A 21420-nucleotide genomic window follows, 5' to 3' on the forward strand; every position below is an offset into this window, starting at 1 on the left:
TTCGTTGCAAACCGTTGAAACTTTTCCCAGACGAAAGGGGTCTATAAAGGAAAAGGCGAATGAAACAGGAGGGTACCGCATGAATAACCCATGGAAGGTGATCGTCATGCTGTCACTGGTGTTGATGATGGGCATCACTGGTTGTGGCGGAGGGATGTCCCGTGATCATGGGACCCCGGAAGGAAAAACGCCCCACGACGACGCGGACATCCCTTTTCACCAAGAATCGCCACAACAGCTGCCCGTTGAAGTGAAGAAACGATGGGAGGAGATGCAAGCGACAGGTGAGCCCACCGGGGTCGCTGTTCATGTCGACAAACGCACCTATGTGATCGCGGCGTTGGGCGTGCGACCAACTGGCGGTTATCGCCTCAAGATCCAGCGTATTCATCGCCACGGCCAGATGGTGGTTGTATATGCCGAAGAGCAAGTTCCTCCTCCCGGATCACTTGTCACCCAAGTGATCTCCTACCCGGCAACGGTCGTCTCCATCCCTTTGCAGAAGGACGTCACGTTCCAATTTCGCATCAAGACCGCCCGGCCTCCAGCTCAAACATAAAAGACCTGTAACATCAAACCGATCAGGGCAGCGATCAACCCCAAAACGTCAAGCGAGTGTACCGCTCATTTCGGCGTTGAGCGTGTCAACGTTCCGCTTCGTCCGCGCGGACCGGACCCGGATCGCGGGGATGATCAGGACCTTTCGGAGACACGATTTCCGGCTGATGCGGGCTCGTGATCTCTGGTTCCCGGATGGCCGGCGGGATCTCCGGGATCCCCCTTTCTCGAATTTCCATCCTCTTTTCCCTCCTTTTTGTGTCACTCTTTTCATTGTGCCCCGCCATGTACTTTTCCACAAAAAAACCTTTCGGAGGGAAACATCCGAAAGGCATTTATGCAAGGAAGGGTGGAAACCATGAAAGGGTTCCAATGACAGTTTTATTCATCAAGGAGGTGCTTGATTCATCCGTTTTCGCCATCCACGTTCTCAGTCTCCGGCGTTCGAATCCAAGGAGATTCCGGGGATTCCATCGATTCCCACAACGGTTCTCCCACAGGATCGAATGGATGAAACGCAGTTGGTTGTTCCGCATCCGCTTCCCGTGCAGAATACGGTGGTGCGTTGGGAACAGTCGGCTCGCCTGGATACGACCCAATTGGCACTTCATTGTACATAGGCGGAACTCCCCACCATGTCGCCCACGGTGTCCATTGAGCATAGGGAGGATTGGATTGGCAGTTCCGACAATTCCCCGAACCCCCCTTTCCTTGCGTCCACGAAAAAGGCCAACCCGGTTGGCCGCCAGGTGATGGCATCATCGACCATGGCCATCCCATCCATGTTCCCATCCCCGGAAAGCCAGGTGATCCCCCACCCGGTTGGAATCCCGGATAACAAGGATACCCCGGTGCTCCGGGCATTGTCCAAGGTGATATTTCCGGCTGTATTGGATAAAAGGAATGATCCCACTGCCATGGGTAAGTCATGCCCGGGTAAGGTGGTCCGGTCGAATAGATATCCATTCCGTTCCCTCCTTTGTTTCATCAGATTGTATGAAAAGGAATGCCTGTCTTAGACCGTCCCTCCTTTTTGCGTTAAAATAATACGGATAGGAACAGTGCCCCATCACGCCAGGGTGACCTGACGATGAAATGAAGCAGGTTGGACACAATATACTTATGAAGTTGTGTCAACCTGGGATGCGTCTGAGCTTTTGGGTTGACCGTTTCTGTACGAGTGTGACCATGGAGTTTTGCGATAGGGGAAACAGCACACCTGGGTCCAAACGATTTACCAGATAAGGTCTCACCTGTCCAATATGTCGAACATCACGAACGGGGGGTTCTTCTGCCGTTGGAAAACGTGATCACCCTTTTGTTTAAATTCACACTCGTCTTTTTGCTCGTATTGGCGAACGGCTTTTTCGTCGCGGCAGAGTTCGCGATTGTCAAAGTGCGTTCTACCCGGATCGCCCGGTTGACGGAGGAAGGAAACCGTCGGGCCCAAGCGGCGGAAAAAGTGCTGGCCAATATGGATGCTTATCTATCAGCCACTCAGCTGGGCATCACATTGGCTTCACTCGGTTTGGGTTGGATCAGCGAACCGGCTGTTGCCCGTGTGATCGATACGGCGCTACAATGGCTTCATCTACCAGATTGGATGATACATACGGTATCGTTTGCCATCACGTTCAGCCTGATCACGTTTCTTCACATCGTGCTGGGGGAAATGGCGCCCAAATCACTGGCCATTCGCCGGTCGGAGAATATCACCTTATTCACCTCGCGTCCGCTGATTTGGTTTTATCGGCTGTTTTATCCATTTATCTGGGTGTTGAACAATGCCGCCAACCAAGTGTTGAAGTGGCTGGGGATCGAGCCCGTACCCGATCACCAGACAGCGCACGATGAAGAAGAAATTCGCATGTTGGTGGAGCAAAGTCACAAAAGCGGGTTGATCGACCAGACGGAACTGTCCTTGTTTGACAACATCTTCGATTTTACCGACAGGGTGGCGAGAGAGATCATGGTTCCCCGGGTCGATATGGTCTGCTTGTACGCCCATCTGTCCTTCGAGGAAAACATGAAGATCGTGAAGGAAGCACGATACACCCGGTTTCCCCTGTGCGGCAAAGACAAGGACGACATCCTCGGCATCATCCATATTCGCGATATCTATGAACGGCTGGCGGAAGGGGAGACGCCTGATATCACCCAGCTGGTTCGCCCGGCTATCCTGGTACCGGAGACGATGGAAATCAAGGACATCCTGCGGATTTTGCAAAAAAATCGAACGGGTATGGCCGTCGTCGTCGATGAATACGGCGGCACATCCGGTCTTGTGACGACAGAAGACATCATCGAAGAGATCGTCGGTGAAATTCAGGACGAATTTGACGACGAACGACCGTTTTTTCAACAAAAAGGAGACGAGACGTCAATCGACGCCCGCCTGCTGATCGAAGAAGTCAACGAGCATTTCAACATTCACATCGAAGATCCCGACAACGACACGATCGGCGGATGGATCTTCTCGCAACTGCAGGAAGTCCCCAAGGTGGGGGACCGCGTGGTGCACGACGGCCTCCTCTTCATCGTACAGGAGATTGATCAGCGCAGTGTCACCCGTCTGCTTGTCAAACCGGTGCCTTCCGAAAACCGGAAGACGTCATCGTAATCGGTGTACTGGTGAATATCTTGTCCATTGCTTTCCCAAGATCGCTCCACCTGCTCCTCAAAGAAGCGGATCATGGCCGCTCCGACCCAAGCGCGGGACGCGGGTAAAGTACGCTTCGCATAGAGGAAGTCGCCAGCGATTTCATTCCTGTGCTTTCCGGGTCTTCGCTCGGCCGGGCTTGGTAAATCCGTGGGAAAGCATTTGCTCCCCCACGGACCAAACACGCCCTACCTGCTGCCTCCCCTTGGGTAGGGGAGGCATTTTTTCACCGAAATGAATCTCTTCCCATATGCTGAGACAAAACATCCGTCGATCGAACCGAACCACAGCCCGGGGGAGGAAACACAGTGTCTATCCTGTTCGATTTGCCGTGGGGAACGTTTGACTTGCATACGCATACAACAGCCTCTGATGGGGAGTATCCGCCAGCCCAACTCGTAGTGAAAGCGAAACAGGCTAGTTTGTCTACTATCGCCATCACCGATCATGATACATTGGCGGGAATCGAAGAAGCACAGCAATCGGGAGAACACGAGGGTATCCGGGTCATTCCGGGGGTGGAGATCACTACCCGTTTCTTGGGAAGCAGCGTGGATGTGCTGGGTTATGCGTTTGACCACCCTTCCCGGCTTCATCAGAAACTGACGGCATACAGGGAAGGCCGCCGAATACGGGCGGAACGCATCCTGGAAAAACTGGACCAACTGGGGATGAAGCTTTCGATGGAAGAGGTGTTGGTTTACAGCGCCGACGGGGTGATCGCCCGCCCGCACATTGCCAAAGCGCTTGTACAAAAAGGATATGCACCAGATGTACAAACCGTTTTTGATCTGTATCTGGCGGACGGTCAACCAGCCCATATTGAAAAACAGTCCTTATCAACAGAAGCAGGCATTCATCTCATACACCAAGAGGGCGGAAAAGCTGTGTTGGCTCACCCCGGATTGATCCGGGACGACCGATGTCTCGCCGATCTGTTGAAAATGAATTGGGACGGTATCGAAGTGTGGCATCCTGCCCACACATCCGATCAAGCCCGCTTATTTTACCATTTGGCGCAGGAAAGAGGGCTTGCTGTCACCGGAGGCTCCGACTTTCACAATGATGAGCGTCGGCTGGGGTGTTTCGGTAAAGATATGATCAGTCCGGATGCCAAATAATGATGTTCATGCCTATTCGACCGTTGCGCCGAATGTATCGCACCGGTGGCATCCACATATCACTCCTTTCACACGATTCCAGATAACCCAAAAACTTGCATCTGTTTGTCTTTACCGAAGTATGTGAAACTCGCAAAAATGGTGTGGGTGATAAAGAAAAATAGACGAAAACAATGAACCGGGCCACTAGCGGCCCTTATTCGTCAGAATACGTTTATCCGTTCCCGTACTTCCATCTTTCTCGGCTCAAAACACATCGTCCGCAATGATGAACAGACTTTCAATCGCAATTTCCATTGGTATTTTCCATAGCGTATGTTCAACCCATTTGGGGGATATCCGCACTTTCCGCTGTCCATTGGTTGATTTTCACCAATCATCCACACCGTCTCGTCCGACGGACGCCGTCTTTCAACCCATCATTTCTATCTAACGCATAAACGGGGACTCGACGAACGGGTGCCCCGCTTGATTTCCACCAAATGTTCATACCGTTGTTCCACCATCCGGTCCCAAATCTACAATACGTGCCATCTTTATTGCCTGTTTCCTCAAGGTTTTCCTGAGAATGAGGATGATATCCGAGGAGCAGTGATTTTGGCTGAATCAAGGGCAAGTCAACGGATTTGCAACAAACCTGCTCCCGTCAGGCGAGGAGAGCCTGTTTGTCTGGCACGTCTGAACAATATTTGTTTCAGTACCGTAAGGGGCAAACCCGGGTTCAACTGTTTGAATACCGCCGCCGCCCCCGCCACATGCGGTGCCGCCTGTGATGTCCCGCTCAAAACAGCATAACGGCCGCCCTTGAAAGTGCTTAAAATCCGCACACCGGGAGCGGCGATATCCACTTCTGGCCCCGTCGCGGAAAATGGCGCACGATGATTGTTTTTGGCCAATGCGGCTACGGCGACGGCACCGGGGATCTTTGCAGGAACTTCTACATTGTTGCCTTTGCCGTTGGCCTGCCCGTTATTGCCCGCTGCAGCAACCACGAGAATCCCCCGATTGACCGCGGCATTGATCGCGGCGACCAGATTTCCGGGAACGGACGTCCCCCCACCGATACTGATGTTTACGATGTGCATACCGTGGTCGATCGCCCATTCGATCCCTTTTATCAATGTGGACAACGTACCCACGCCGCGACTGTTCAACACCTTGATGGCGTACAATTGCGCTGCAGGTGCCACACCCACCACACCGATCCGATTGTTAATCGCGGCAATGATCCCGGCCACGTGCGTCCCGTGTCCATTATCATCCTGAGGGGAGGCACTTGGTTTGATCAGGTTGACCCCACCCTTGATATTGCCTCTGAGATCGGGATGGGTCAAATCGATCCCGGTGTCAATCACGCCTACACGTACGCCCTTACCGGCGTTTGACACGGGTTTGGCGTTCCAAACACGCTGGATGTTCCAGGGCAACACCTGTCGACGCGATTTTTCCTGAAAACTCCGAACTCGATAAATCTGTTCCAACTGCGGTGAAGGCAACCCCACCAAACGGTCCTGTTCGGCCAAAATGAGATCGTGGTCGCGCAATAGCGCTTTCAGCGCTTTGGCCGAAGGTACGACGGCGGACACCGATCGACTGTAGCGGCTGACATGGTAGACCTTCCCTCCCCACTGCCGGATCTTCTCCGGTTTGGGAGAGGTGCGAAACAGAAACGTATACCGTCGATCTTCCATCATGTTTCATCACCTCATACCACAATGTATGAGACAACTAGAATGGAAGATTGGACGAGACGCTTGAGCCATCGGTTGATTTTTAGCAGGGATCTACAGTTGGTGAATGAAAAAAAGGCCGGTCTCCCGATCGGGAGAATCCGGCCTATGAGACCCTGATCATCAGACACACCCTGGACACGCACCAGAGCGGATCAAGGAGGCATTCGTTAACCCACCGTCTCCAACTGTGTCGTCAATGCCTTCACCTGGCGCATCAGCTCATCAAACTTTTCGAACGTGAGCTGCTGCGGTCCGTCGGACAACGCCTTTTCCGGCTGGGGATGCACTTCGATCATCAAGCCATCCGCGCCGACTGCGATCGCCGCTTTGGCCAATGGTGTCACATAGCGCCATTTTCCGGCAGCATGGCTGGGATCAACGATGATCGGCAAATGGCTCAAGTGTTTGACGACCGGAACGGCACTGATATCCAGCGTGTTCCGCGTGTACTGCTCAAACGTGCGAATCCCGCGTTCACACAGGATCACATGGGGATTGCCTTCGTTTAAAATATACTCTGCCGCCATCAGCCACTCTTCGATGGTGGCGGAAAGACCTCTTTTCAACATCACCGGTTTGTTGATCCGCCCCACTTTTTTAAGCAGATGGAAGTTTTGCATGTTGCGGGCACCCAATTGCAGGATGTCAACGTACTCAGCCACCAGCTCCAGGTTTTCTGGATCCATCACTTCGGAGATGATCGGCATGCCGGTTTTTTCGCGCGCCTCGGCCAACAATTTCAGACCTTCCTCACCCAATCCCTGGAACGAGTAGGGGGAAGAACGCGGTTTGAACGCCCCGCCGCGCAGGATCTGCGCACCCGCTTTTTTCACTGCTTCCGCTGTGGTCATCAACTGCTCCCGGCTTTCCACGGAGCACGGTCCGGCAATCACTACCGGTTCCTCGCCGCCGATGACAACGTTGCCCACTTGGATTCGGCTCGGCTCCGGGTGAAAATGGCGACTGGCCAACTTGAACGGTTCGCTGACATGCACCACTTTTTCCACGCCGGGAAACCGTTCCACCGGCAGTTCTGCGAGTTTCCGCTTATCACCGATCAGACCGAGAATTGTTTTGTCCACACCTTTGGAATAATGAACCTGAACCCCATTTTCCTCCAACTGACGGACAATGTTCGCCACCTGCTCATCCGTTAAGTTTGGTTCCAACACCAAGATCATGACGTGCCGCCTCCTTGAATCGAATATCCATAATAACAAAGCTCCTCATCCGTAAGGGACGAGGAGCTCGCGGTACCACCCTTATTGAATCCCGAAAGATTCCACTCAGTTGCACGGACCGATCGTCCGCACGATTCCCGATATCGGGGGAATCCGGTTTGACCTACTCCGTGGGGCCACTGATCACCCTCAACGTTTCAGCCAACTGCTCCGAGGGGTAATTCGGTCAATGGGCCGATACCGGTTCGCAGCCACCACCGGCTCTCTGCAATCGGGTCTCCACTGCCTACTTCGCCTCTTCAACGCTTTTAGGTATGAAAGTGAAATTTGATTTATAACTTATCACGTTCCGGCACATCTGTCAACAGGGCGAATGAGGAGAATGGAACTTGACCAAAAAAGGGGATGGGGCGATTGAATGAAGTGGTGCTTTCTTTTGATCTGGATCACACACTGATGATCAATCCGTTTCGACGCTGGGTGTTCCCGGAGATCAACCGTTGGTTGCAATCACATTTTCCAGAGGAAAACCCCGTGAACCGCCTCATCCGAGAACACCGGCGACGGCTCTCGGATGGCGCCTACCTGGAGGCCTACGACTGGGATGACATCCTTTGCACGGTCGCCTTGGAACACGCTATCCCCTTTACCGTACGTGAATTGGTGGAAAAACACGCATGTGTGGGGAAAGTATGGTTGTTTGCGGATGTGTTACCGGCAATGGATCGATTGACCCAAGCAGGCGCCCATATGGTAGCGGCTACCAACGGATTCACTCGATACCAACGGCCTGTAACGGACTGTCTGGGCTTGACCCCGTATTTCAGCGGGTTCTACACACCGGAGGAGATGCGGTGCGCCAAACCGCAAGCGTCGTTCTTCCAGTTCGGAAAAGGTAGACGGGTGATTCATGTAGGAGACCGGTTGGATCAAGATGTGTTGGGAGCGAACAGGGCTCACCAGATATCCGTGTGGATTTACCGTGAATTGCATTCGGATTTGCAAAACATCCCCTTCACGGAGCGGACCCGTCATCCATCGTTTTCCACCTGTCTGACGGCCCGCCTCTATCGGGAAGGCGTACCGACGGAGCTTCACGAAACATGTCGTCCCCAATATGTCATCAGTACCTTAGACGAATTGCTTGAAATATGGAAGCAGGAAGGGATGAATAACTAGAATCCTGTCTGGGGAATACTGTCCAATTACTTTCCCGGTTCACTCCACCTGCACACTGCGAGGAAGCAGGTCATGGCCGCTCCGACACGGAGTGCAGGTCGCAGGCAAAGTACGCTTTGCTGAGAGGAAGTGGCCCGCGATTCCATTCCTGCGCTTTCCGGGTCTTCGCTCACCTGGGAAAGCATTTGCTCCCTCATGGATAAAGAGAAGGGGAAGAGGATTTCCCGGACCGCCACTCTCAAAGTCGTGTCTGACAAAAAATGAATTGAAGGGAACCCTTTATATGGGAAGTGACTTCACCACATGGGACAAGTTGGGTAAAGGGTTCCCGAAGAAACTCTAGGAGATGACTGTTGGCGATTGATCCGCTACTCCTTCATCCCCCAAAACCAACCCTGTATCGCTTCCGGCCCTTTCCGGGTCCGCTGTTTGAATGAAAAGACGGGCCAATTGGTCGTGCCCCTTTTGGTTAGGATGGACTTCATCGGCAAAATAGTCATGGCGGTGGAGGAACGTGTCAAACGGGTCAACCCAATAAACCCTGTGTTTCCGGCACAATCGCTGGTATGCCTGGTTCATCGAGGTGATCAACCGGGTAGCGAGCCACAACCCCTGCTCATAAGCGGGTAGGGGCAAATAAAACCCCAACAGATGGATTGTCGCCTCCGGATTGTATTGCCTGAGCATACCCAGGATGCGATCCACTTGCATTTGTACTCGCCGCATGGTACGGGTCAAACTGATGATGGAAACACCGTCCGTTTCATACGTTCGGATAAAATCGCAACCGCCCGTGGTTACGGTGATGTGGGACATACGCGCTACCAACCGACCGATCCCCGGATTTCCCAACATCGATAACAGTTCCTCCGACGTCATACCGGAAACACCCCAGTTTCGCACCCGGCAATCATCCGTTCGACGCAGGTGGTCGAAAAACTGCTCAACAAATGGAATGTGAGCCCCAATTCCTTCCGTTAACGAATCGCCCAAAGCCAAATAGGCGATCTGACTCATGACAATCCGCCGCTCCCTTCCGCCGCTTGAGACATTTCTAAAGCCACTGCGTGAGCAATACAGGGGATGGATTCGCCTTGTTGATAGGATATCGGGCTCAACAAAGCACCCGTTGCTATCACCAGTACCCGTCGCCATGTACCCTGACGCATCTGCTTCAAAATGTGTCCGTAGGTTACCACCGCACTGCTCGCACATCCACTGCCGCCAGCGAAGACTTCATGACCCGGACTGTAAATCATCAACCCACAATCCTGGAACCGCTCACCGAGGTCATACCCCGCCTGCTTGAGCAGATCAGCGGCGATGGGGTGGCCCACTTTGGCCAAATCGCCAGTGACGATCAAATCGTAGTCTTCCGGACTGCGACCCGTATCTTGAAAATGAGTCTGGATCGTGTCAACAGCGGCAGGAGCCATCGCCGTTCCCAAATCAAAGGGATTTTTCACCCCCCGATCGACCACTTTCCCGATGGTAGCATAACGGATGAAAGGACCGTCTCCGCCCCGTCCGACCACTGCTGCTCCGGCTCCGGTCACCGTCCATTGTGCCGTGTCCATTTTTTGTCCGCCATATTCCGTCGGATAACGGTATTGTTTTTCCGCGGTACAGTTGTGACTGCTGACACCGGCCACGGCATAGGGTGTATACCCTCCATCCACCAACGCCGCCGCCAACGACAAAGACAGCATGGAAGTAGAACAGGCACCGTACACGCCCATAAACGGCATCTGGTGTGTTTTGGCCGAAAAAGACGAGGTAATATTTTGGTTCAACAGGTCACCCGCCAGATAGGCCGGAATGTCCGATGTCTGCAACCCCGCTTTTTCCACGGCTGTAGCGACCGCATCCTCCAGCATCTTCCGCTCTGCTTTTTCCCATGTGTCCTGCCCGGCATACATATCCGTGTAAATGATGTCGTAGTCATCTTTCAGCAATCCTTCGCCTTCTTTGGGCCCTACCACCGTTGCGCTGGACAAGATCTGAACACCTGATGGATAAACCCATGTACTTCTTCCCAGTGCTTTCGTTCCGTTGATCGCCATCGTCCACCCCTCCTTTCACGAAAAGAACAACGTACGAATAATCCCGATGAAAAAGGCGGCCACAACGCCGAACACAATGACTGCTCCGGCCAGTTTAAACATATTGCCGCCGATACCGAGCACCCATCCTTCCGAGCGGTGTTCCAATGCCGCAGATACAATGGAGTTGGCAAAACCGGTCACAGGCACCGCCGTTCCCGCTCCGGCCCACTGCCCAATCTTATCGAACACGCCCAATCCGGTGAGCACGGCAGCGATAAAGATCAGGGTGGCCACGGTCGGGTCCCCCGCCTTGTCCGGTTGAAAATGAAATACGTGAATGTACATGTTTTGCAGTAACTGACCGATCACGCAAATCAAGCCGCCGGCCACAAACGCCTTCAAACAGTTTCGAAGCACTTTGGGCCGGGGTTGATGTTGTTTCGCCACTTGCTGGTATTGTGCATTTTGCGCTTGCTCCTCAGCCTGTTTCATGGCTAGCTGTTCCGCTTGTTGTTCTTTGTTACTCATATTTGCATCGCACTCCCTCGATCAACAATCGCTTTCATATCGTGCGATGAAACCGAGGATTTTATGCGATGACATCCAGTAAAGGCGTTTGAAGGTGATCAGGCACACCCACAAAGTCGAACAGACGAAAAAGGGCACGTTTTCCGTCCGGCAATTTTGTGCCGGTCGGATAAACGTGCCTCCTGCTTGGCCATCATGAAGCAATATATATGTGGAACGACTGTCAGTGAGCCGTCACTTTGGCTGTTGGATTGTTGACTTCCAAGCCCCGTGCGGAGGTGATCAGCAAGGTACAACCGTCTTCCGTCATGGCAGTTTCGCTCACACCAGGAGGAGCATAGTAATAGTCCCCTTGTTCCAAACGCACTTTTCCTACTTGCACGCTTCCTTCGATGACATATACTTCTTCTCCACCGACGTGCTCATGCATCGGAAAACGGCCGCCGGACTCCATCTTCAGCAAAATGCTGTATTCCTCACCGCTTTTTCGCAGATAGCTCAGCTGCACTCCTTTTCCCATCGGAATCCAGTCACTGCCACCCTTGCGAATTACATAGGGCCCCTCCATTGATTTTGCAACCCCCTTCGCCATTTGGGTACATTGTACTGCAAATTCGGGATATGATTCAACTGACGGAAGCAAACTTTTTACAAGAAAAAGTGGGAAGACTTTCCCCTATTCTCATCTTTATCATCGCGCGCGCCGACGAAACAGATCCATTCCGCCCAGTATGATCTGAGCCAAACCAAATCCAAACACACCCCAACCGTACGGACGGGTGGAACGAGTTGTACGGAACCAGTTTTTCCGTTTGCGGTTGATCAGCGAAACGCCCAATGTGGAAACCAATGTACCCAGCATAACGGGAATCAGGCCTTTTCTCATGATACATCCTCCCTTCATGTTTAATGTGACCGAGTCTGGGGTGTTTGTTGTCTGGTATTTTTGCCCTCCCGCCAATACGAGCGAAGCCACTCTTCACATTCACTGCGAAGCCATTCGTTGTCAAACCAGTGTCGATAGAAAAAACCGCGGAACCGCGCCTGCACTTCCCGTGCATCCGACCATTGGCGCACCTCCACGATGTGTCCCCCGCACCGGCGCAGTTGCCGGCGGCATTGCACCCGCTCCCGCTCTACGCGCTGAATGATCTCCGCCATCGTCTCCTTCCACACTCTTCCAAGTTTTAAAGGGAGGCGCTCCATCCCCCGTTGATCGATTTCCAGTGCGCGGGCCAGCACGTCCAATACCACCAGCCGCTTGATAAGATCGGCGAATCGGTTATATTCCTCCGGCGGAATCATCATGGACATCACCTACCTGGCCATCACACCTGCATCATTTTCCGTTTTTTATTATATGCGAACATATGTTTCGATAACGACGGAAATTGTATCCAAAAACAAGCAAACGCCGCCTTCAGCCCCGCGGTCAATGCGGGCATGAAAGGCGACGTAGGTTTTTCCCGGCTCCAATAGGTAATGCAACGTTACATTTGCGGTTGGCTCGGCTCGGAAATGTTGCTCAATGCCTGACCCGCTTGATCGGAGAACGGTTCACGAACTGCCATGTCCCCGATCGCCACAACTCCGACCATTTGCCCGTTTTCCACCACAGGCAGACGACGGATTTGATGTTGGGCCATCAGTTGGGAAGCTTCAGCCACCGACATGTTCGGATGGCCCGTGACCGGATTGCCGGTCATGATATCGCTTGCCTTCAGGGAGTTGGGTTGCCGTTCTGCGATGCAGCGCAGAACCAGATCGCGATCGGTAATGACACCTTGCAACGCGCCGTTTTCAACGACCGGAATCATCCCCACGTTGTGCTGTTTCATCAGGTTGGCCACTTCATACACGTTATCTTGTGGGGTAACGTAAGCGATTTGTTGGGTCATGATATCTTTCAGTTGTCCCATGCAGGGTTCCTCCTTTTTTCATACGATGCTTTGCTTATTGTGGCGTGCAGGTGTGTGTTTTATTCTCAGACCTGATCATTGCGCACATCCACATAGAGAGTACCGTCCGACTGCAAGCTGGCGTAATAGACGTCACGAAGTGACTGCACCCCTTTTTGCTTCCGGATTTGGTTCATGAGCCACTGTCCATTTTTGCGGGCCTTTTGCAGGTTTTCATAGATCACCTGGCCGTCGATCACCAATTCCATCGGCATATTGGCAGGTCCCGGTGGCTTGGACATACTGTCTTTGGTGAGCGGCTGATATTGCGGTTTCAGCATCACCGTGATTTGTCCGTCGTTTTCCAATACGGCCTGCTGAACTTGGGAGATGTCGAACACGCCTTTTTGTCGCAACAGTTCCATCACTTCGTCGAAATGAAACCGGTTTTTTTTCAGATTTTCCTCCATGATCTGGCCGTTTTGGATGACGATGACCGGGTCTCCCTCTAACCAGCGGCGGGCTTTGCGATTTTTCAGTGAGAGGTACGACAACAGCAAGGTCAACCCCCCGAACAACACCAGTCCGATCAAATGCTGCCACGTATGCTGGTCGATGTCGGTCGCCAATGTGGCCGCTATTGACCCGAATGTGATCCCGTTGATATATTCGAAATAAGTCATCTGGGCGATTTGCTGCTTTCCGAGAATCATGGTTAACACCAGAATCACCATGAAAGCGATGACCGTCTGAAAGATTACCTCCAAAAAATCCATCTCTTTTCCCTCCCGCATTTGATCAGGAGATAGTATGTCCACTTTTTCCCAAAAAAAAAAAGAGCGAGGAAAACGCTCCTGATCTGTCCCCCATATAAAAACCCCTTTAATTCACCGGATCTCCCCGCAAATACGACATCGCGGTCTCAATGAGCAACGCGGCCGACACTTTCATCGCCTCTTCGTCAATATCAAATAATGGATGATGATGCGGATAACGGATGCCGCGCTCAGGATTGCCCGCACCGACAAAACAGAAAGCGCCCGGGCGCTGTTGCAGGTAGTAGGCAAAGTCCTCTCCTGCCATCATCGGAGGCACTTCCCACACTTTTGCGTTGCCTACGATCTTTCGGGCCACTTCGGCCATTCTGTGGGCTTCGACAGTATGATTGACCAGTGGAGGTGTGCCCCAATCGAAATCAACGCGATAAGTGGCCCCGTACATCCGGCAAGTCTGTTCAGTCACCTCGCTGATTCTGGCGGAGATAAATTCCCGAAGCGTCGGATCCAATGTACGTATCGTGCCTGTCATCACGCACCGTTCTGCGATCACATTGCACGCCCGACCGCCTTGAATGTGACCAATGGTGATGACACCCGACTTGAGTGGATCGATTTGCCGGCTGACAACAGTTTGCAGATTGACGACCAAATGGGATGCGATGGCGATCGCATCCACCGTTTCATGCGGCAAACCGCCGTGCCCACCTTTGCCGATCACCTCGATATGAAATGTGTCCGCCCCGGCCATCAGGGCGTGATCATTCAAAGCGACAACCCCGACGGGAAAAGAGGTCCAGAAATGAACACCGTAGACGGCATCCACTCCCTCCAACGCACCGTCTTCGATCATGCGCTCTGCCCCTCCGGGAAGGACTTCTTCGGCGTGCTGAAACAAAAAAACGATCCGACCGGGAACCTCATCACGGTGTTGACTAAGCAGAACGGCTACACCGAGCAGAGCAGCCGTGTGAGCATCATGACCGCAGGCGTGCATAACGCCGGGTACGGTGGACCGGTATTCACACGTCTTCTCATCCTGAATGGGCAACGCATCCATATCGGCACGCAAGGCCACAGTGTGTGACGAATCGCCGTTACCGTGAAGAATCCCGATCACACCCCTTCCGCCAACACCAGTGCGCACCTCCAGACCGGCTTGTTTCAGGATTTCCGCTACCCGTGCCGAAGTGCGCACTTCCTGGAAAGAGATTTCCGGATGCATATGAAATTCACGGCGCCATTTCACCATTTGCGGGAACAGCGCACGAATCGGTTCATTCCAATTTCGCATGTAATAAAAGTCCCTCCCGACACCTTTCAAGAACCTTGGAATTTCATCTTAACAGAAAACGTCCTTCAAACAAAAAAACATCCGGTGACACGAAAAATCAATGTGGAAACGGAGACGGCTTTTCAAGGAAAAACCGAATCAAAACCTCACTACTGGCCAATCGGCTGCCTTGCACCCGCTGTCAGAACATACTATCATGAAAAGGGATGTTGTGCGTCAAGAGAGGGGGAGCCAATGTGTTGGAAGAAGTCCAGTTGAAAGGGATTCGCAAAACGTTTGGCGAAGTGGAAAGCGTTTTGACCGGCTTGGGCTTTGTTCGCTGGTCATGGGATTACAACAAAGCTGTTTACGACATGAAATTCCATGATGAAAAAACAGGTCAGGACTACTATCTGCGCATCATGGCCCGGGCAGTGGAAGGACAGTTGGAAAACCCCAAGGCCATAGTGGAATTGGAAAATGCCGCATTTGCCCATCATATTTTTCCACACGGACTGGATTACTCGGTAGAGATCCCTGAAGCATTCCGGGAAGCCATTGCCTCCGTCTTGAAAGAAACTCATCAAAAATTGACCACATGACAGACGACAGCCGCCATCAATGGCGGCTGAGACTGCTGACAATGCTTGAGATCTGGATTGATGGATCGATCCATTTCGTTTTCCCGGATCACTCCATACTCTGCAAGAATACTAGCCTTAGCCGCTCCGAACCGGGCAGCGCAGAACGCGGGCACAAAGTACCCTTGCTTAAAGGAGATTGCCCGCAAATGAATGCCTGCGCTTCCCGGTTCTCCATTCGGTAAGGCTACGTTGCGGCTGATCAAGTGGCCAGACACTGAGACGGGAAATCGGAGTCGGTGAACCTTGTCTTCAACCTGGCGGCTTATCTTCAGCGTACGCGATCTTCCTGTTCGTCTTCTTTCTCCTTGACGTCGACGCCCTCCACCTTGACGTTGACTTCGACCACGCGGAGACCGGTCATCGTTTCTACCGCCTCTTTGACGTTGTGTTGCAGCTCACGCGCCACTTCATTGATCTTGACACCGTATTCCACGATGACCCGCAAATCGATGGCTGTCTCCAGTTGACCCACTTCCACCGATACACCGCGCGTCACGTTTTTACCACTGACCCGTTTGGCCCAACCTTCGGTGATACCACCGGACATGCTGGCAATCCCCTTTGTTTTCGTAGCCGCCAAGCCAGCAATCACTGCCACTACATCGTCGGCAATCCGTATGCTTCCTTGGGATAAGGTTTCCGACATAAAGATCCTCCTTGATCTAGAATATATGTTATAATGCTTTCACCATTCCGCCGTCTATCATCAACACCTGACCCGTCACATAAGTGTTGGCTTCAGAAGCCAGAAACGCGACTACACGGGCAAATTCGTCCGGCTCTCCATAGCGTCCCAGTGGAATTTGAGCGGATACAGTTCTGCGCACTTCCTCCACTGATACGCCTTTTTTCTCGGCGAGAGACTCATCCAACTCTTGCACGCGATCCGTGGCGATACGACCCGGGCAAACCGTATTGACCAAGATCCCGCGCGGAGCCAGCTCCTCAGCCAACGACTTCATCAGACCGGCCACCCCGGCCCGCATCGTATTGGACAAAATCAAACCGGGGATCGGCTGTTTGACACTGGTGGAAGCGATGGTGATGATTTTGCCGCCTTTGGACATATGCGGCAAAGCAGCCCGCACCAATCGCACCACGCTCAGCAGATTGGTTTCAAACGCTCGTTGCCACACCTCATCGTCAAACATCTCAAATGTGCCACTGGGCGGTCCACCCGCATTGCACACCAAAACATCGATCCGTCCCCACCGACCGACCACTTCATCGATCAGCTTGTTCACCGGTTCCGCCTGCGATACGTCAGCCGTCACGGGGAACACTTCGGCTCCAGTTTGCTCGGCGATCGCCTGAGCGGTTTGTTCCACACGAGCCTGATCCCTGCTGCAAACAGCCACTTTGGCTCCCTCAGAAGCCAAACGGTGAGCGATCGCACGTCCCAATCCCCGACTGGCTGCTGTCACCAACACCACTTTACCTTTCAGTCCGAGATCCAACGCCACCAATCTCCTCTCTTTCGTAGCAATGAAAATTGCCTCATTAGTACTTCTATCCTACCATATACCCGGCGATTTTGACGATCAACCGCACCTGCGGATGTTCCATATTGGTTCGGTATCCGTAGAATTTCTTTCCATCCACGCCGATCTCGTAAGGCTCCAAATAACGTCCCCTCACAAGCCTGGTGAACAAATCGTTCGCTTCGGCGTCGGACAATCGGAACTTGCGCATGAAATCCTTCTTGATCCAGGAGCTGCCGTAGCTCTTGTCAAAATTGTTGGGGTCCTCGTACCACTCATAAATATGGATGATGGCGCTTTGAACCAATCGATCCATTTGGGAGAGATTCTGAAACTGAGGAATGTGCAAAAATTCGAACAGGTTGTAAATCCGATCACAAAATTCGGGAAGCTGGGCGGATTTGGAGAGGCTCTCGTCAAACAGGCAGAAAAGCTCCACCTTTTTACCGTAAGACCACAGACGATCCAGCAAAGGGATCATGTCCTGGTCGGCACTGACAATGACAAATGTCGTCACCTCGGGAATCTCGTATAACACTTCCATCGCATCCAAGCAAAGCTGGATGTCTGCGGCGTTTTTCCGTTCTTCCCCGCCCCGTCCGTTACCATACACCTGATGGACATGCACCCGTTTGCGCTGCAGGCTCATCATGGACAAGTCAAGTTGTTCAAAATCGGCGTACGCCTCCATCATACGGATCTTATCCTTGCCGTAATGTTCCTGCAACCGCAGAAACAAGTTGTGGTGCGCATCGGGATGATCCGGATCCATATGGTATTTCTTCAGTCCGTAATAGACATTTTCCAAATCGATGAACACGGCGATATGTTTCTCCAAATTCATGGGTAAGGCCTCCGATCCCTCACTTTGTTGCAAACTTCACCGCCTCGGATTATGTCATCTCCATCTATCAACCAAACATCACGCTTCCGGCTTCTTGATTATGGATGAATTCGACAAACGCACATACGAATCCTTTAGTTACAGTAATTCAATCAGGCTACGCACTTTGGGGCCTGCATAATCCGGATACTTATTTGCACGATCAAGCAGAATCGCTTTGATCCCGACCTGATGGGCCCCTTTGACATCGACAGCGAGTGAATCTCCGATCGTCCACACATCCGTGGCGGAGAGCCGCAAATCATCCAACACGTATTGGAACGCCTCCCTCGCCGGTTTCGAATAGCCTATCTCGGCACTGATGTAGATCTTGTCCACATAATCGGTCAACCCCAATGCCGCCATCTTGTTGCGCTGCCCGTCGGCAGGCCCGTTGGTCAAAACGGCTCCCATCACTCCGTTTTTCTTCATATTTGCAAGAAACGGGATCACATCTTCAAACAGCTGAATCCGATGGTTCGCTTCGTTCATGTACACCGCGTTCAAACGGTCCACCCATTCCAGCTTGCTCTTATCCCACTCTCTCAAAACATCCGCGTACCTTTCGACCCGATATTCCTCCACAGTCAGCTTCTTTTCGGTAAACTGTTGAAACAGAACGGGTTCCAATTGATGGTATCTTGTCCAAAACGAAGCGGGATCGACACCAATCCCGCGTAAAATGTCACTCACCTTTTGTTTTGCGTTTTCCATCGCTTGCCGATAGTCGCACAGCGTATCTTCCAGATCGAAAATCAGGCACGCAACCACTCTTGATCGCCACCTTTCTCATCCAGGACCTTCTGGTAAATCCCTTTGACAGCTGTTTCACACGAACTCAAAAACCGCTTGTTCGGTTTGGTATGTTGATTCGCTTCATCAGTATCAAATCCTGTCCGCTTCCCCCATTGCATTCAACGAGATTTCCCGTACAATACAAGGGAGCGACATTTTTTGAAATTGTTCCGAAAGCGATTGGAACAAAAAACAAAAAATGTCACAGTGATGAAATCTCCTCCCACCAAAGGGCTGATCTGACATAACCGATCGATCAAGTATGATGGGAGCATCCGAGGACAAACTAAATGGAGCAAGGAGTGAGAAATGATGAAGCAAAAGTGGTTTTTGCCGTTGTTGATCATGTCTACACTTCTAAGTATCGGTGCGCACTTTTTTCTCCATTCCCAACCGACTCAATTCGCCACTGCCTGTTTTTCGCTGTTGTTCTGGGCCGCATTGCTGGGTAAGGCCACGGAAAGCGTCGCCCATTACGCCGGCGAACGCCTGGGGGGGCTTTTGAACGCTACTTTCGGCAATGCCGCTGAGCTGATTATCGCGTTTTTCTTGGTGAAAGCCGGATTGTTCGATATGGTCAAGGCGAGTATTACAGGGTCCATCATCGGCAACCTGTTGCTCGTACTCGGATTGAGTGTGCTGTGCGGCGGTTTGCGGTACAAAATTCAACGGTTTAACACGATGCTGGCCGGACACAATGCTTCCCTGATGTTGCTGGCTGTGATCGCGTTATTCATTCCCGCTGTGTTTATCAAGGGACTCCAAGGAACAGAAATACATATCTTGAGCCTGAGTATTGCTGGTGCACTGATCATCGGATACTTCCTTTGGCTGTTCTTCTCCTTGGTAACCCACCGCAAAGAATTGGGAGATGCAGTGGACGGTATGCCGGAGGAACACTCTCCGCTGGACGAACCGGAAAAGGTCCCGACTGTCGGAACGCCGGCCTTTGCCGCTGCATCAGCACCCGTTGCGGAGAGAGAAGAAGAGGGACCGGAGTGGTCCAAAGGCATTTCTCTGTTGCTCCTATTGGTTTCCACCGCTTTTGTCGCCCTTCAAAGTGAATGGTTGGTCCACAGCGTGGAAGCCGTCGCACATGCACTGGGTTGGTCGGAGCTGTTTGTCGGTGCGTTTCTGATCGCGATCATCGGCAATGCCGCCGAGCACAGCGCCGCGGTGTTCCTGGCAATGAAAAACCGGATCGGCGCTGCGGTGGAAATCGCGATCGGCAGCAGTTTGCAAGTGGCATTGTTTGTCGCGCCGGTACTGGTATTCGCCAGCTACTTGGTCGGCAAACCGATGGATCTGGTGTTTTCGGGTTACGAACTGGCGGCGATTGCTGTCTCTGCTTTCATCGCTTCCTCCATTTCCCGTGACGGGTCTACCAACTGGTATGAAGGCGTGTTGTTGCTGTTGGTTTACGTTATTTTGGGTACGGCATTCTTTGTCGTCTAAGACTCACATCACAAAAATCCCCCTGCGGTTGCAGGGGGATTTCGTCACTCTTGCGGCATCGGACCGACATAGCGGGAACCGGGGCGGATGATCCGATTAGTTGCTGCCTGCTCCAACGCGTGCGCGGCCCACCCGATCACCCGTGAAGCCACAAAGGTGGGCGTATACATCTCCTTGGGCAAACCGATCGCTTTCAACACTGCCGATGCATAGAATTCCACATTGGCGTACAGTTGGCGTCCCGGTTTGTATTCCTGTAGCAGACGGACCGCTTCTTTTTCCACATAGAGTGCCAACCGAAACCAGGGCTCCTCCTCGGCCATCTCTTGTGCGATCTCTTTCAGCGCTTCTGTCCGGGGGTCGACGGTTTTGTACACTCGGTGACCGAAGCCTATCAATCGCTCTCCTTGTTCCAGACGCGATCGCAGATACGCCTCGGCCAGCCGTTCGTCACCGATCTCCTCCAGCATGGTTTCCACATGAGATGGCGCACCGCCGTGCAACGGACCTTTCAATGCGCCGATAGCGGCCGACAGCGCAGACGGTAGATCCGCCTGTGTGGATGTCACAACGCGAGCTGTAAAGGTAGACGCATTCAGTCCGTGTTCCGCCGTCAGGATGAGATAAGCCTCCAGTGCGCGCACATATCGGGGAGGCAACACATTTCCGCACGTACACCAACCGTGCCATTGCGCATGGGTCCAATCCCGCATCGGAGGATCAAACGGCACACCCTGTAACGCATGGCGGCGAACCCCGATGATCGTCGGAATTTTGGCCGCCACTTGCAATGCCTGATCTGGCGTCGGCGGCCAGTCAAACTGTGTTTCGTCCGATAAGGCGGCGATAGCCGACTGCAAGACGCTGCTCATAGACAAGGATCGTGGAAGGGACATCAGCCATCGCTGCATCTCTTCCGATAACTCCCGAGCCTCCCGCCATTTTTGAAGAAAGACGGTTCGTTCCGCCTGTGTGGGCAAACGGCCGTACCACAACAGATACGCCACCTCTTCCAACGATGACGACAGCGCCAGTTCCTTCGCCCAATATCCGCGGTAAACCAGATGTCCCCGCTCTCCATCAATGGCGGACAAAGCCGTTTCAGCCACTACCACATCATCTAAGCCAATGGCTTTGTTCAAATGAATTTCCTCCTTTCACCTCCCATCGTAGTCGAATTGTTGAAAAAAATCTAATTTATCATTATCATG

General features: G+C 52.6%; 26 protein-coding genes and 1 other annotated feature. Of the genes, 6 read left to right on the forward strand and 20 right to left on the reverse strand.

The window, feature by feature from the left end:
• The first annotated feature begins 79 nt into the window (after nucleotides 1–79).
• A complete protein-coding gene (locus NWF35_RS15565; RefSeq protein ID WP_301240347.1) occupies nucleotides 80–559 on the forward strand; it encodes a protease complex subunit PrcB family protein in 480 nt (159 codons plus the stop codon).
• A gap of 85 nt (nucleotides 560–644) precedes the next feature.
• Here NWF35_RS15565 and NWF35_RS15570 read toward each other — a convergent pair whose 3' ends face one another.
• From NWF35_RS15570 to NWF35_RS15580, 3 genes are all read right to left on the reverse strand, one after another.
• Nucleotides 645–797 carry a hypothetical protein gene (locus tag NWF35_RS15570; RefSeq protein WP_301240348.1) on the reverse strand — a complete coding sequence of 51 codons (153 nt, stop codon included), beginning with the start codon at nucleotides 795–797 and terminating at the stop codon, nucleotides 645–647.
• A gap of 166 nt (nucleotides 798–963) precedes the next feature.
• Nucleotides 964–1176: a hypothetical protein gene (locus tag NWF35_RS15575; RefSeq protein ID WP_301240349.1), complete on the reverse strand. Its 213-nt coding sequence runs from the start codon at nucleotides 1174–1176 to the stop codon at nucleotides 964–966.
• Nucleotides 1166–1342, reverse strand: coding sequence for a hypothetical protein (locus NWF35_RS15580; protein ID WP_301240350.1), 177 nt, complete (start codon nucleotides 1340–1342; stop codon nucleotides 1166–1168). The genes NWF35_RS15575 and NWF35_RS15580 overlap by 11 nt, the downstream gene beginning before the upstream one ends.
• A 513-nt stretch (nucleotides 1343–1855) precedes the next feature.
• Here NWF35_RS15580 and NWF35_RS15585 point away from each other — a divergent pair.
• Nucleotides 1856–3178, forward strand: a complete 1323-nt coding sequence (locus tag NWF35_RS15585) for a hemolysin family protein (RefSeq protein WP_301240351.1) — start codon at nucleotides 1856–1858, stop codon at nucleotides 3176–3178.
• A 347-nt stretch (nucleotides 3179–3525) separates the two neighbouring features.
• Entirely contained in the window at nucleotides 3526–4338 is an 813-nt protein-coding gene (locus NWF35_RS15590; RefSeq protein ID WP_301240353.1) for a PHP domain-containing protein, read from the forward strand.
• A 617-nt stretch (nucleotides 4339–4955) separates the two neighbouring features.
• Here NWF35_RS15590 and NWF35_RS15595 read toward each other — a convergent pair.
• Complete coding sequence (locus NWF35_RS15595) at nucleotides 4956–6032, reverse strand: S8 family peptidase (protein ID WP_301240354.1); 1077 nt, start codon at nucleotides 6030–6032, stop codon at nucleotides 4956–4958.
• A gap of 206 nt (nucleotides 6033–6238) precedes the next feature.
• Entirely contained in the window at nucleotides 6239–7252 is a 1014-nt protein-coding gene (gene aroF, locus NWF35_RS15600) for a 3-deoxy-7-phosphoheptulonate synthase (RefSeq protein ID WP_301240355.1), read from the reverse strand.
• Nucleotides 7253–7303: 51 nt separating this feature from the next.
• Nucleotides 7304–7564: a binding site (T-box leader), on the reverse strand.
• A gap of 111 nt (nucleotides 7565–7675) precedes the next feature.
• Between aroF and NWF35_RS15605 the strand changes: the two genes are divergently transcribed.
• Nucleotides 7676–8431: an HAD family hydrolase gene (locus NWF35_RS15605; RefSeq protein WP_363321631.1), complete on the forward strand. Its 756-nt coding sequence runs from the start codon at nucleotides 7676–7678 to the stop codon at nucleotides 8429–8431.
• Between the two features lie 339 nt (nucleotides 8432–8770).
• On the opposite strand, the gene NWF35_RS15610 is transcribed toward NWF35_RS15605, so the two are convergent.
• The 9 genes from NWF35_RS15610 to NWF35_RS15650 all read right to left on the reverse strand — a co-directional run bounded on the left by NWF35_RS15610 (nucleotide 8771) and on the right by NWF35_RS15650 (nucleotide 14972).
• Complete coding sequence (locus NWF35_RS15610; RefSeq protein WP_301240359.1) at nucleotides 8771–9448, reverse strand: GDSL-type esterase/lipase family protein; 678 nt, start codon at nucleotides 9446–9448, stop codon at nucleotides 8771–8773.
• Nucleotides 9445–10494 carry a stage V sporulation protein AD gene (spoVAD, locus tag NWF35_RS15615; RefSeq protein WP_301240361.1) on the reverse strand — a complete coding sequence of 350 codons (1050 nt, stop codon included), beginning with the start codon at nucleotides 10492–10494 and terminating at the stop codon, nucleotides 9445–9447. The genes NWF35_RS15610 and spoVAD overlap by 4 nt, the downstream gene beginning before the upstream one ends.
• Nucleotides 10495–10509: 15 nt before the next feature.
• The gene (gene spoVAC / locus NWF35_RS15620) at nucleotides 10510–10968 is read right to left on the reverse strand and encodes a stage V sporulation protein AC (protein ID WP_301240479.1); all 459 of its coding nucleotides are present in this window, start codon (nucleotides 10966–10968) and stop codon (nucleotides 10510–10512) included.
• A gap of 259 nt (nucleotides 10969–11227) precedes the next feature.
• Nucleotides 11228–11572 (reverse strand): cupin domain-containing protein, encoded by a 345-nt coding sequence (locus NWF35_RS15625; RefSeq protein WP_301240363.1) that lies wholly within the window; start codon nucleotides 11570–11572, stop codon nucleotides 11228–11230.
• 123 nt (nucleotides 11573–11695) lie between these two features.
• On the reverse strand, nucleotides 11696–11890 hold the full coding sequence (locus NWF35_RS15630; RefSeq protein ID WP_301240365.1) for a hypothetical protein: 195 nt from the start codon (nucleotides 11888–11890) through the stop codon (nucleotides 11696–11698).
• 20 nt (nucleotides 11891–11910) lie between these two features.
• A complete protein-coding gene (locus NWF35_RS15635) occupies nucleotides 11911–12309 on the reverse strand; it encodes a YhjD family protein (RefSeq protein WP_301240367.1) in 399 nt (132 codons plus the stop codon).
• A 185-nt stretch (nucleotides 12310–12494) separates the two neighbouring features.
• Nucleotides 12495–12923, reverse strand: coding sequence for a CBS domain-containing protein (locus tag NWF35_RS15640; RefSeq protein ID WP_301240368.1), 429 nt, complete (start codon nucleotides 12921–12923; stop codon nucleotides 12495–12497).
• 65 nt (nucleotides 12924–12988) lie between these two features.
• A complete protein-coding gene (locus NWF35_RS15645; protein WP_301240370.1) occupies nucleotides 12989–13678 on the reverse strand; it encodes a DUF421 domain-containing protein in 690 nt (229 codons plus the stop codon).
• A 106-nt stretch (nucleotides 13679–13784) separates the two neighbouring features.
• The gene (locus NWF35_RS15650) at nucleotides 13785–14972 is read right to left on the reverse strand and encodes a M20 metallopeptidase family protein (RefSeq protein WP_301240372.1); all 1188 of its coding nucleotides are present in this window, start codon (nucleotides 14970–14972) and stop codon (nucleotides 13785–13787) included.
• Between the two features lie 236 nt (nucleotides 14973–15208).
• Between NWF35_RS15650 and NWF35_RS15655 the strand changes: the two genes are divergently transcribed.
• On the forward strand, nucleotides 15209–15553 hold the full coding sequence (locus NWF35_RS15655) for a YugN family protein (RefSeq protein ID WP_301240373.1): 345 nt from the start codon (nucleotides 15209–15211) through the stop codon (nucleotides 15551–15553).
• On the opposite strand, the gene NWF35_RS15660 is transcribed toward NWF35_RS15655, so the two are convergent.
• From NWF35_RS15660 to NWF35_RS15680, 5 genes are all read right to left on the reverse strand, one after another.
• Nucleotides 15535–15798, reverse strand: coding sequence for a hypothetical protein (locus tag NWF35_RS15660; RefSeq protein WP_301240374.1), 264 nt, complete (start codon nucleotides 15796–15798; stop codon nucleotides 15535–15537). The genes NWF35_RS15655 and NWF35_RS15660 overlap by 19 nt on opposite strands.
• A gap of 65 nt (nucleotides 15799–15863) precedes the next feature.
• On the reverse strand, nucleotides 15864–16241 hold the full coding sequence (locus tag NWF35_RS15665; RefSeq protein ID WP_301240375.1) for an Asp23/Gls24 family envelope stress response protein: 378 nt from the start codon (nucleotides 16239–16241) through the stop codon (nucleotides 15864–15866).
• 28 nt (nucleotides 16242–16269) lie between these two features.
• A complete protein-coding gene (locus NWF35_RS15670; protein WP_301240377.1) occupies nucleotides 16270–17052 on the reverse strand; it encodes an SDR family oxidoreductase in 783 nt (260 codons plus the stop codon).
• Nucleotides 17053–17104: 52 nt separating this feature from the next.
• Nucleotides 17105–17920 carry an NYN domain-containing protein gene (locus NWF35_RS15675; RefSeq protein ID WP_301240378.1) on the reverse strand — a complete coding sequence of 272 codons (816 nt, stop codon included), beginning with the start codon at nucleotides 17918–17920 and terminating at the stop codon, nucleotides 17105–17107.
• A gap of 138 nt (nucleotides 17921–18058) precedes the next feature.
• Nucleotides 18059–18730 (reverse strand): HAD family hydrolase, encoded by a 672-nt coding sequence (locus NWF35_RS15680; RefSeq protein ID WP_301240380.1) that lies wholly within the window; start codon nucleotides 18728–18730, stop codon nucleotides 18059–18061.
• A 336-nt stretch (nucleotides 18731–19066) separates the two neighbouring features.
• Here NWF35_RS15680 and cax point away from each other — a divergent pair, with 336 nt between their 5' ends.
• Nucleotides 19067–20209, forward strand: coding sequence for a calcium/proton exchanger (gene cax, locus NWF35_RS15685; RefSeq protein ID WP_301240382.1), 1143 nt, complete (start codon nucleotides 19067–19069; stop codon nucleotides 20207–20209).
• Nucleotides 20210–20253: 44 nt separating this feature from the next.
• Here the strand turns inward: cax and NWF35_RS15690 are convergent, their stop codons facing one another.
• The gene (locus tag NWF35_RS15690) at nucleotides 20254–21351 is read right to left on the reverse strand and encodes a citrate/2-methylcitrate synthase (protein ID WP_301240384.1); all 1098 of its coding nucleotides are present in this window, start codon (nucleotides 21349–21351) and stop codon (nucleotides 20254–20256) included.
• Nucleotides 21352–21420 lie beyond the last annotated feature (69 nt).

The organism is Polycladomyces subterraneus (genome assembly GCF_030433435.1).
Lineage (GTDB): Bacteria > Bacillota > Bacilli > Thermoactinomycetales > JIR-001 > Polycladomyces > Polycladomyces subterraneus.

Coding starts and splice junctions, on each gene's coding strand:
- NWF35_RS15630 (WP_301240365.1), bottom strand. CDS start 11,890: ATGAGAAAAGGCCTGATTCCCGTTATGCTGGGTACATTGGTTTCCACA.
- NWF35_RS15645 (WP_301240370.1), bottom strand. CDS start 13,678: ATGGATTTTTTGGAGGTAATCTTTCAGACGGTCATCGCTTTCATGGTG.
- NWF35_RS15580 (WP_301240350.1), bottom strand. CDS start 1,342: ATGGATGGGATGGCCATGGTCGATGATGCCATCACCTGGCGGCCAACC.
- NWF35_RS15570 (WP_301240348.1), bottom strand. CDS start 797: ATGGAAATTCGAGAAAGGGGGATCCCGGAGATCCCGCCGGCCATCCGG.
- spoVAD (WP_301240361.1), bottom strand. CDS start 10,494: ATGGCGATCAACGGAACGAAAGCACTGGGAAGAAGTACATGGGTTTAT.
- NWF35_RS15565 (WP_301240347.1), top strand. CDS start 80: ATGAATAACCCATGGAAGGTGATCGTCATGCTGTCACTGGTGTTGATG.
- NWF35_RS15635 (WP_301240367.1), bottom strand. CDS start 12,309: ATGATTCCGCCGGAGGAATATAACCGATTCGCCGATCTTATCAAGCGG.
- NWF35_RS15595 (WP_301240354.1), bottom strand. CDS start 6,032: ATGATGGAAGATCGACGGTATACGTTTCTGTTTCGCACCTCTCCCAAA.
- NWF35_RS15650 (WP_301240372.1), bottom strand. CDS start 14,972: ATGCGAAATTGGAATGAACCGATTCGTGCGCTGTTCCCGCAAATGGTG.
- NWF35_RS15625 (WP_301240363.1), bottom strand. CDS start 11,572: ATGGAGGGGCCCTATGTAATTCGCAAGGGTGGCAGTGACTGGATTCCG.
- NWF35_RS15665 (WP_301240375.1), bottom strand. CDS start 16,241: ATGTCGGAAACCTTATCCCAAGGAAGCATACGGATTGCCGACGATGTA.
- cax (WP_301240382.1), top strand. CDS start 19,067: ATGAAGCAAAAGTGGTTTTTGCCGTTGTTGATCATGTCTACACTTCTA.
- NWF35_RS15610 (WP_301240359.1), bottom strand. CDS start 9,448: ATGAGTCAGATCGCCTATTTGGCTTTGGGCGATTCGTTAACGGAAGGA.
- NWF35_RS15640 (WP_301240368.1), bottom strand. CDS start 12,923: ATGGGACAACTGAAAGATATCATGACCCAACAAATCGCTTACGTTACC.
- NWF35_RS15675 (WP_301240378.1), bottom strand. CDS start 17,920: ATGAATTTGGAGAAACATATCGCCGTGTTCATCGATTTGGAAAATGTC.
- NWF35_RS15575 (WP_301240349.1), bottom strand. CDS start 1,176: ATGTACAATGAAGTGCCAATTGGGTCGTATCCAGGCGAGCCGACTGTT.
- aroF (WP_301240355.1), bottom strand. CDS start 7,252: ATGATCTTGGTGTTGGAACCAAACTTAACGGATGAGCAGGTGGCGAAC.
- spoVAC (WP_301240479.1), bottom strand. CDS start 10,968: ATGAAACAGGCTGAGGAGCAAGCGCAAAATGCACAATACCAGCAAGTG.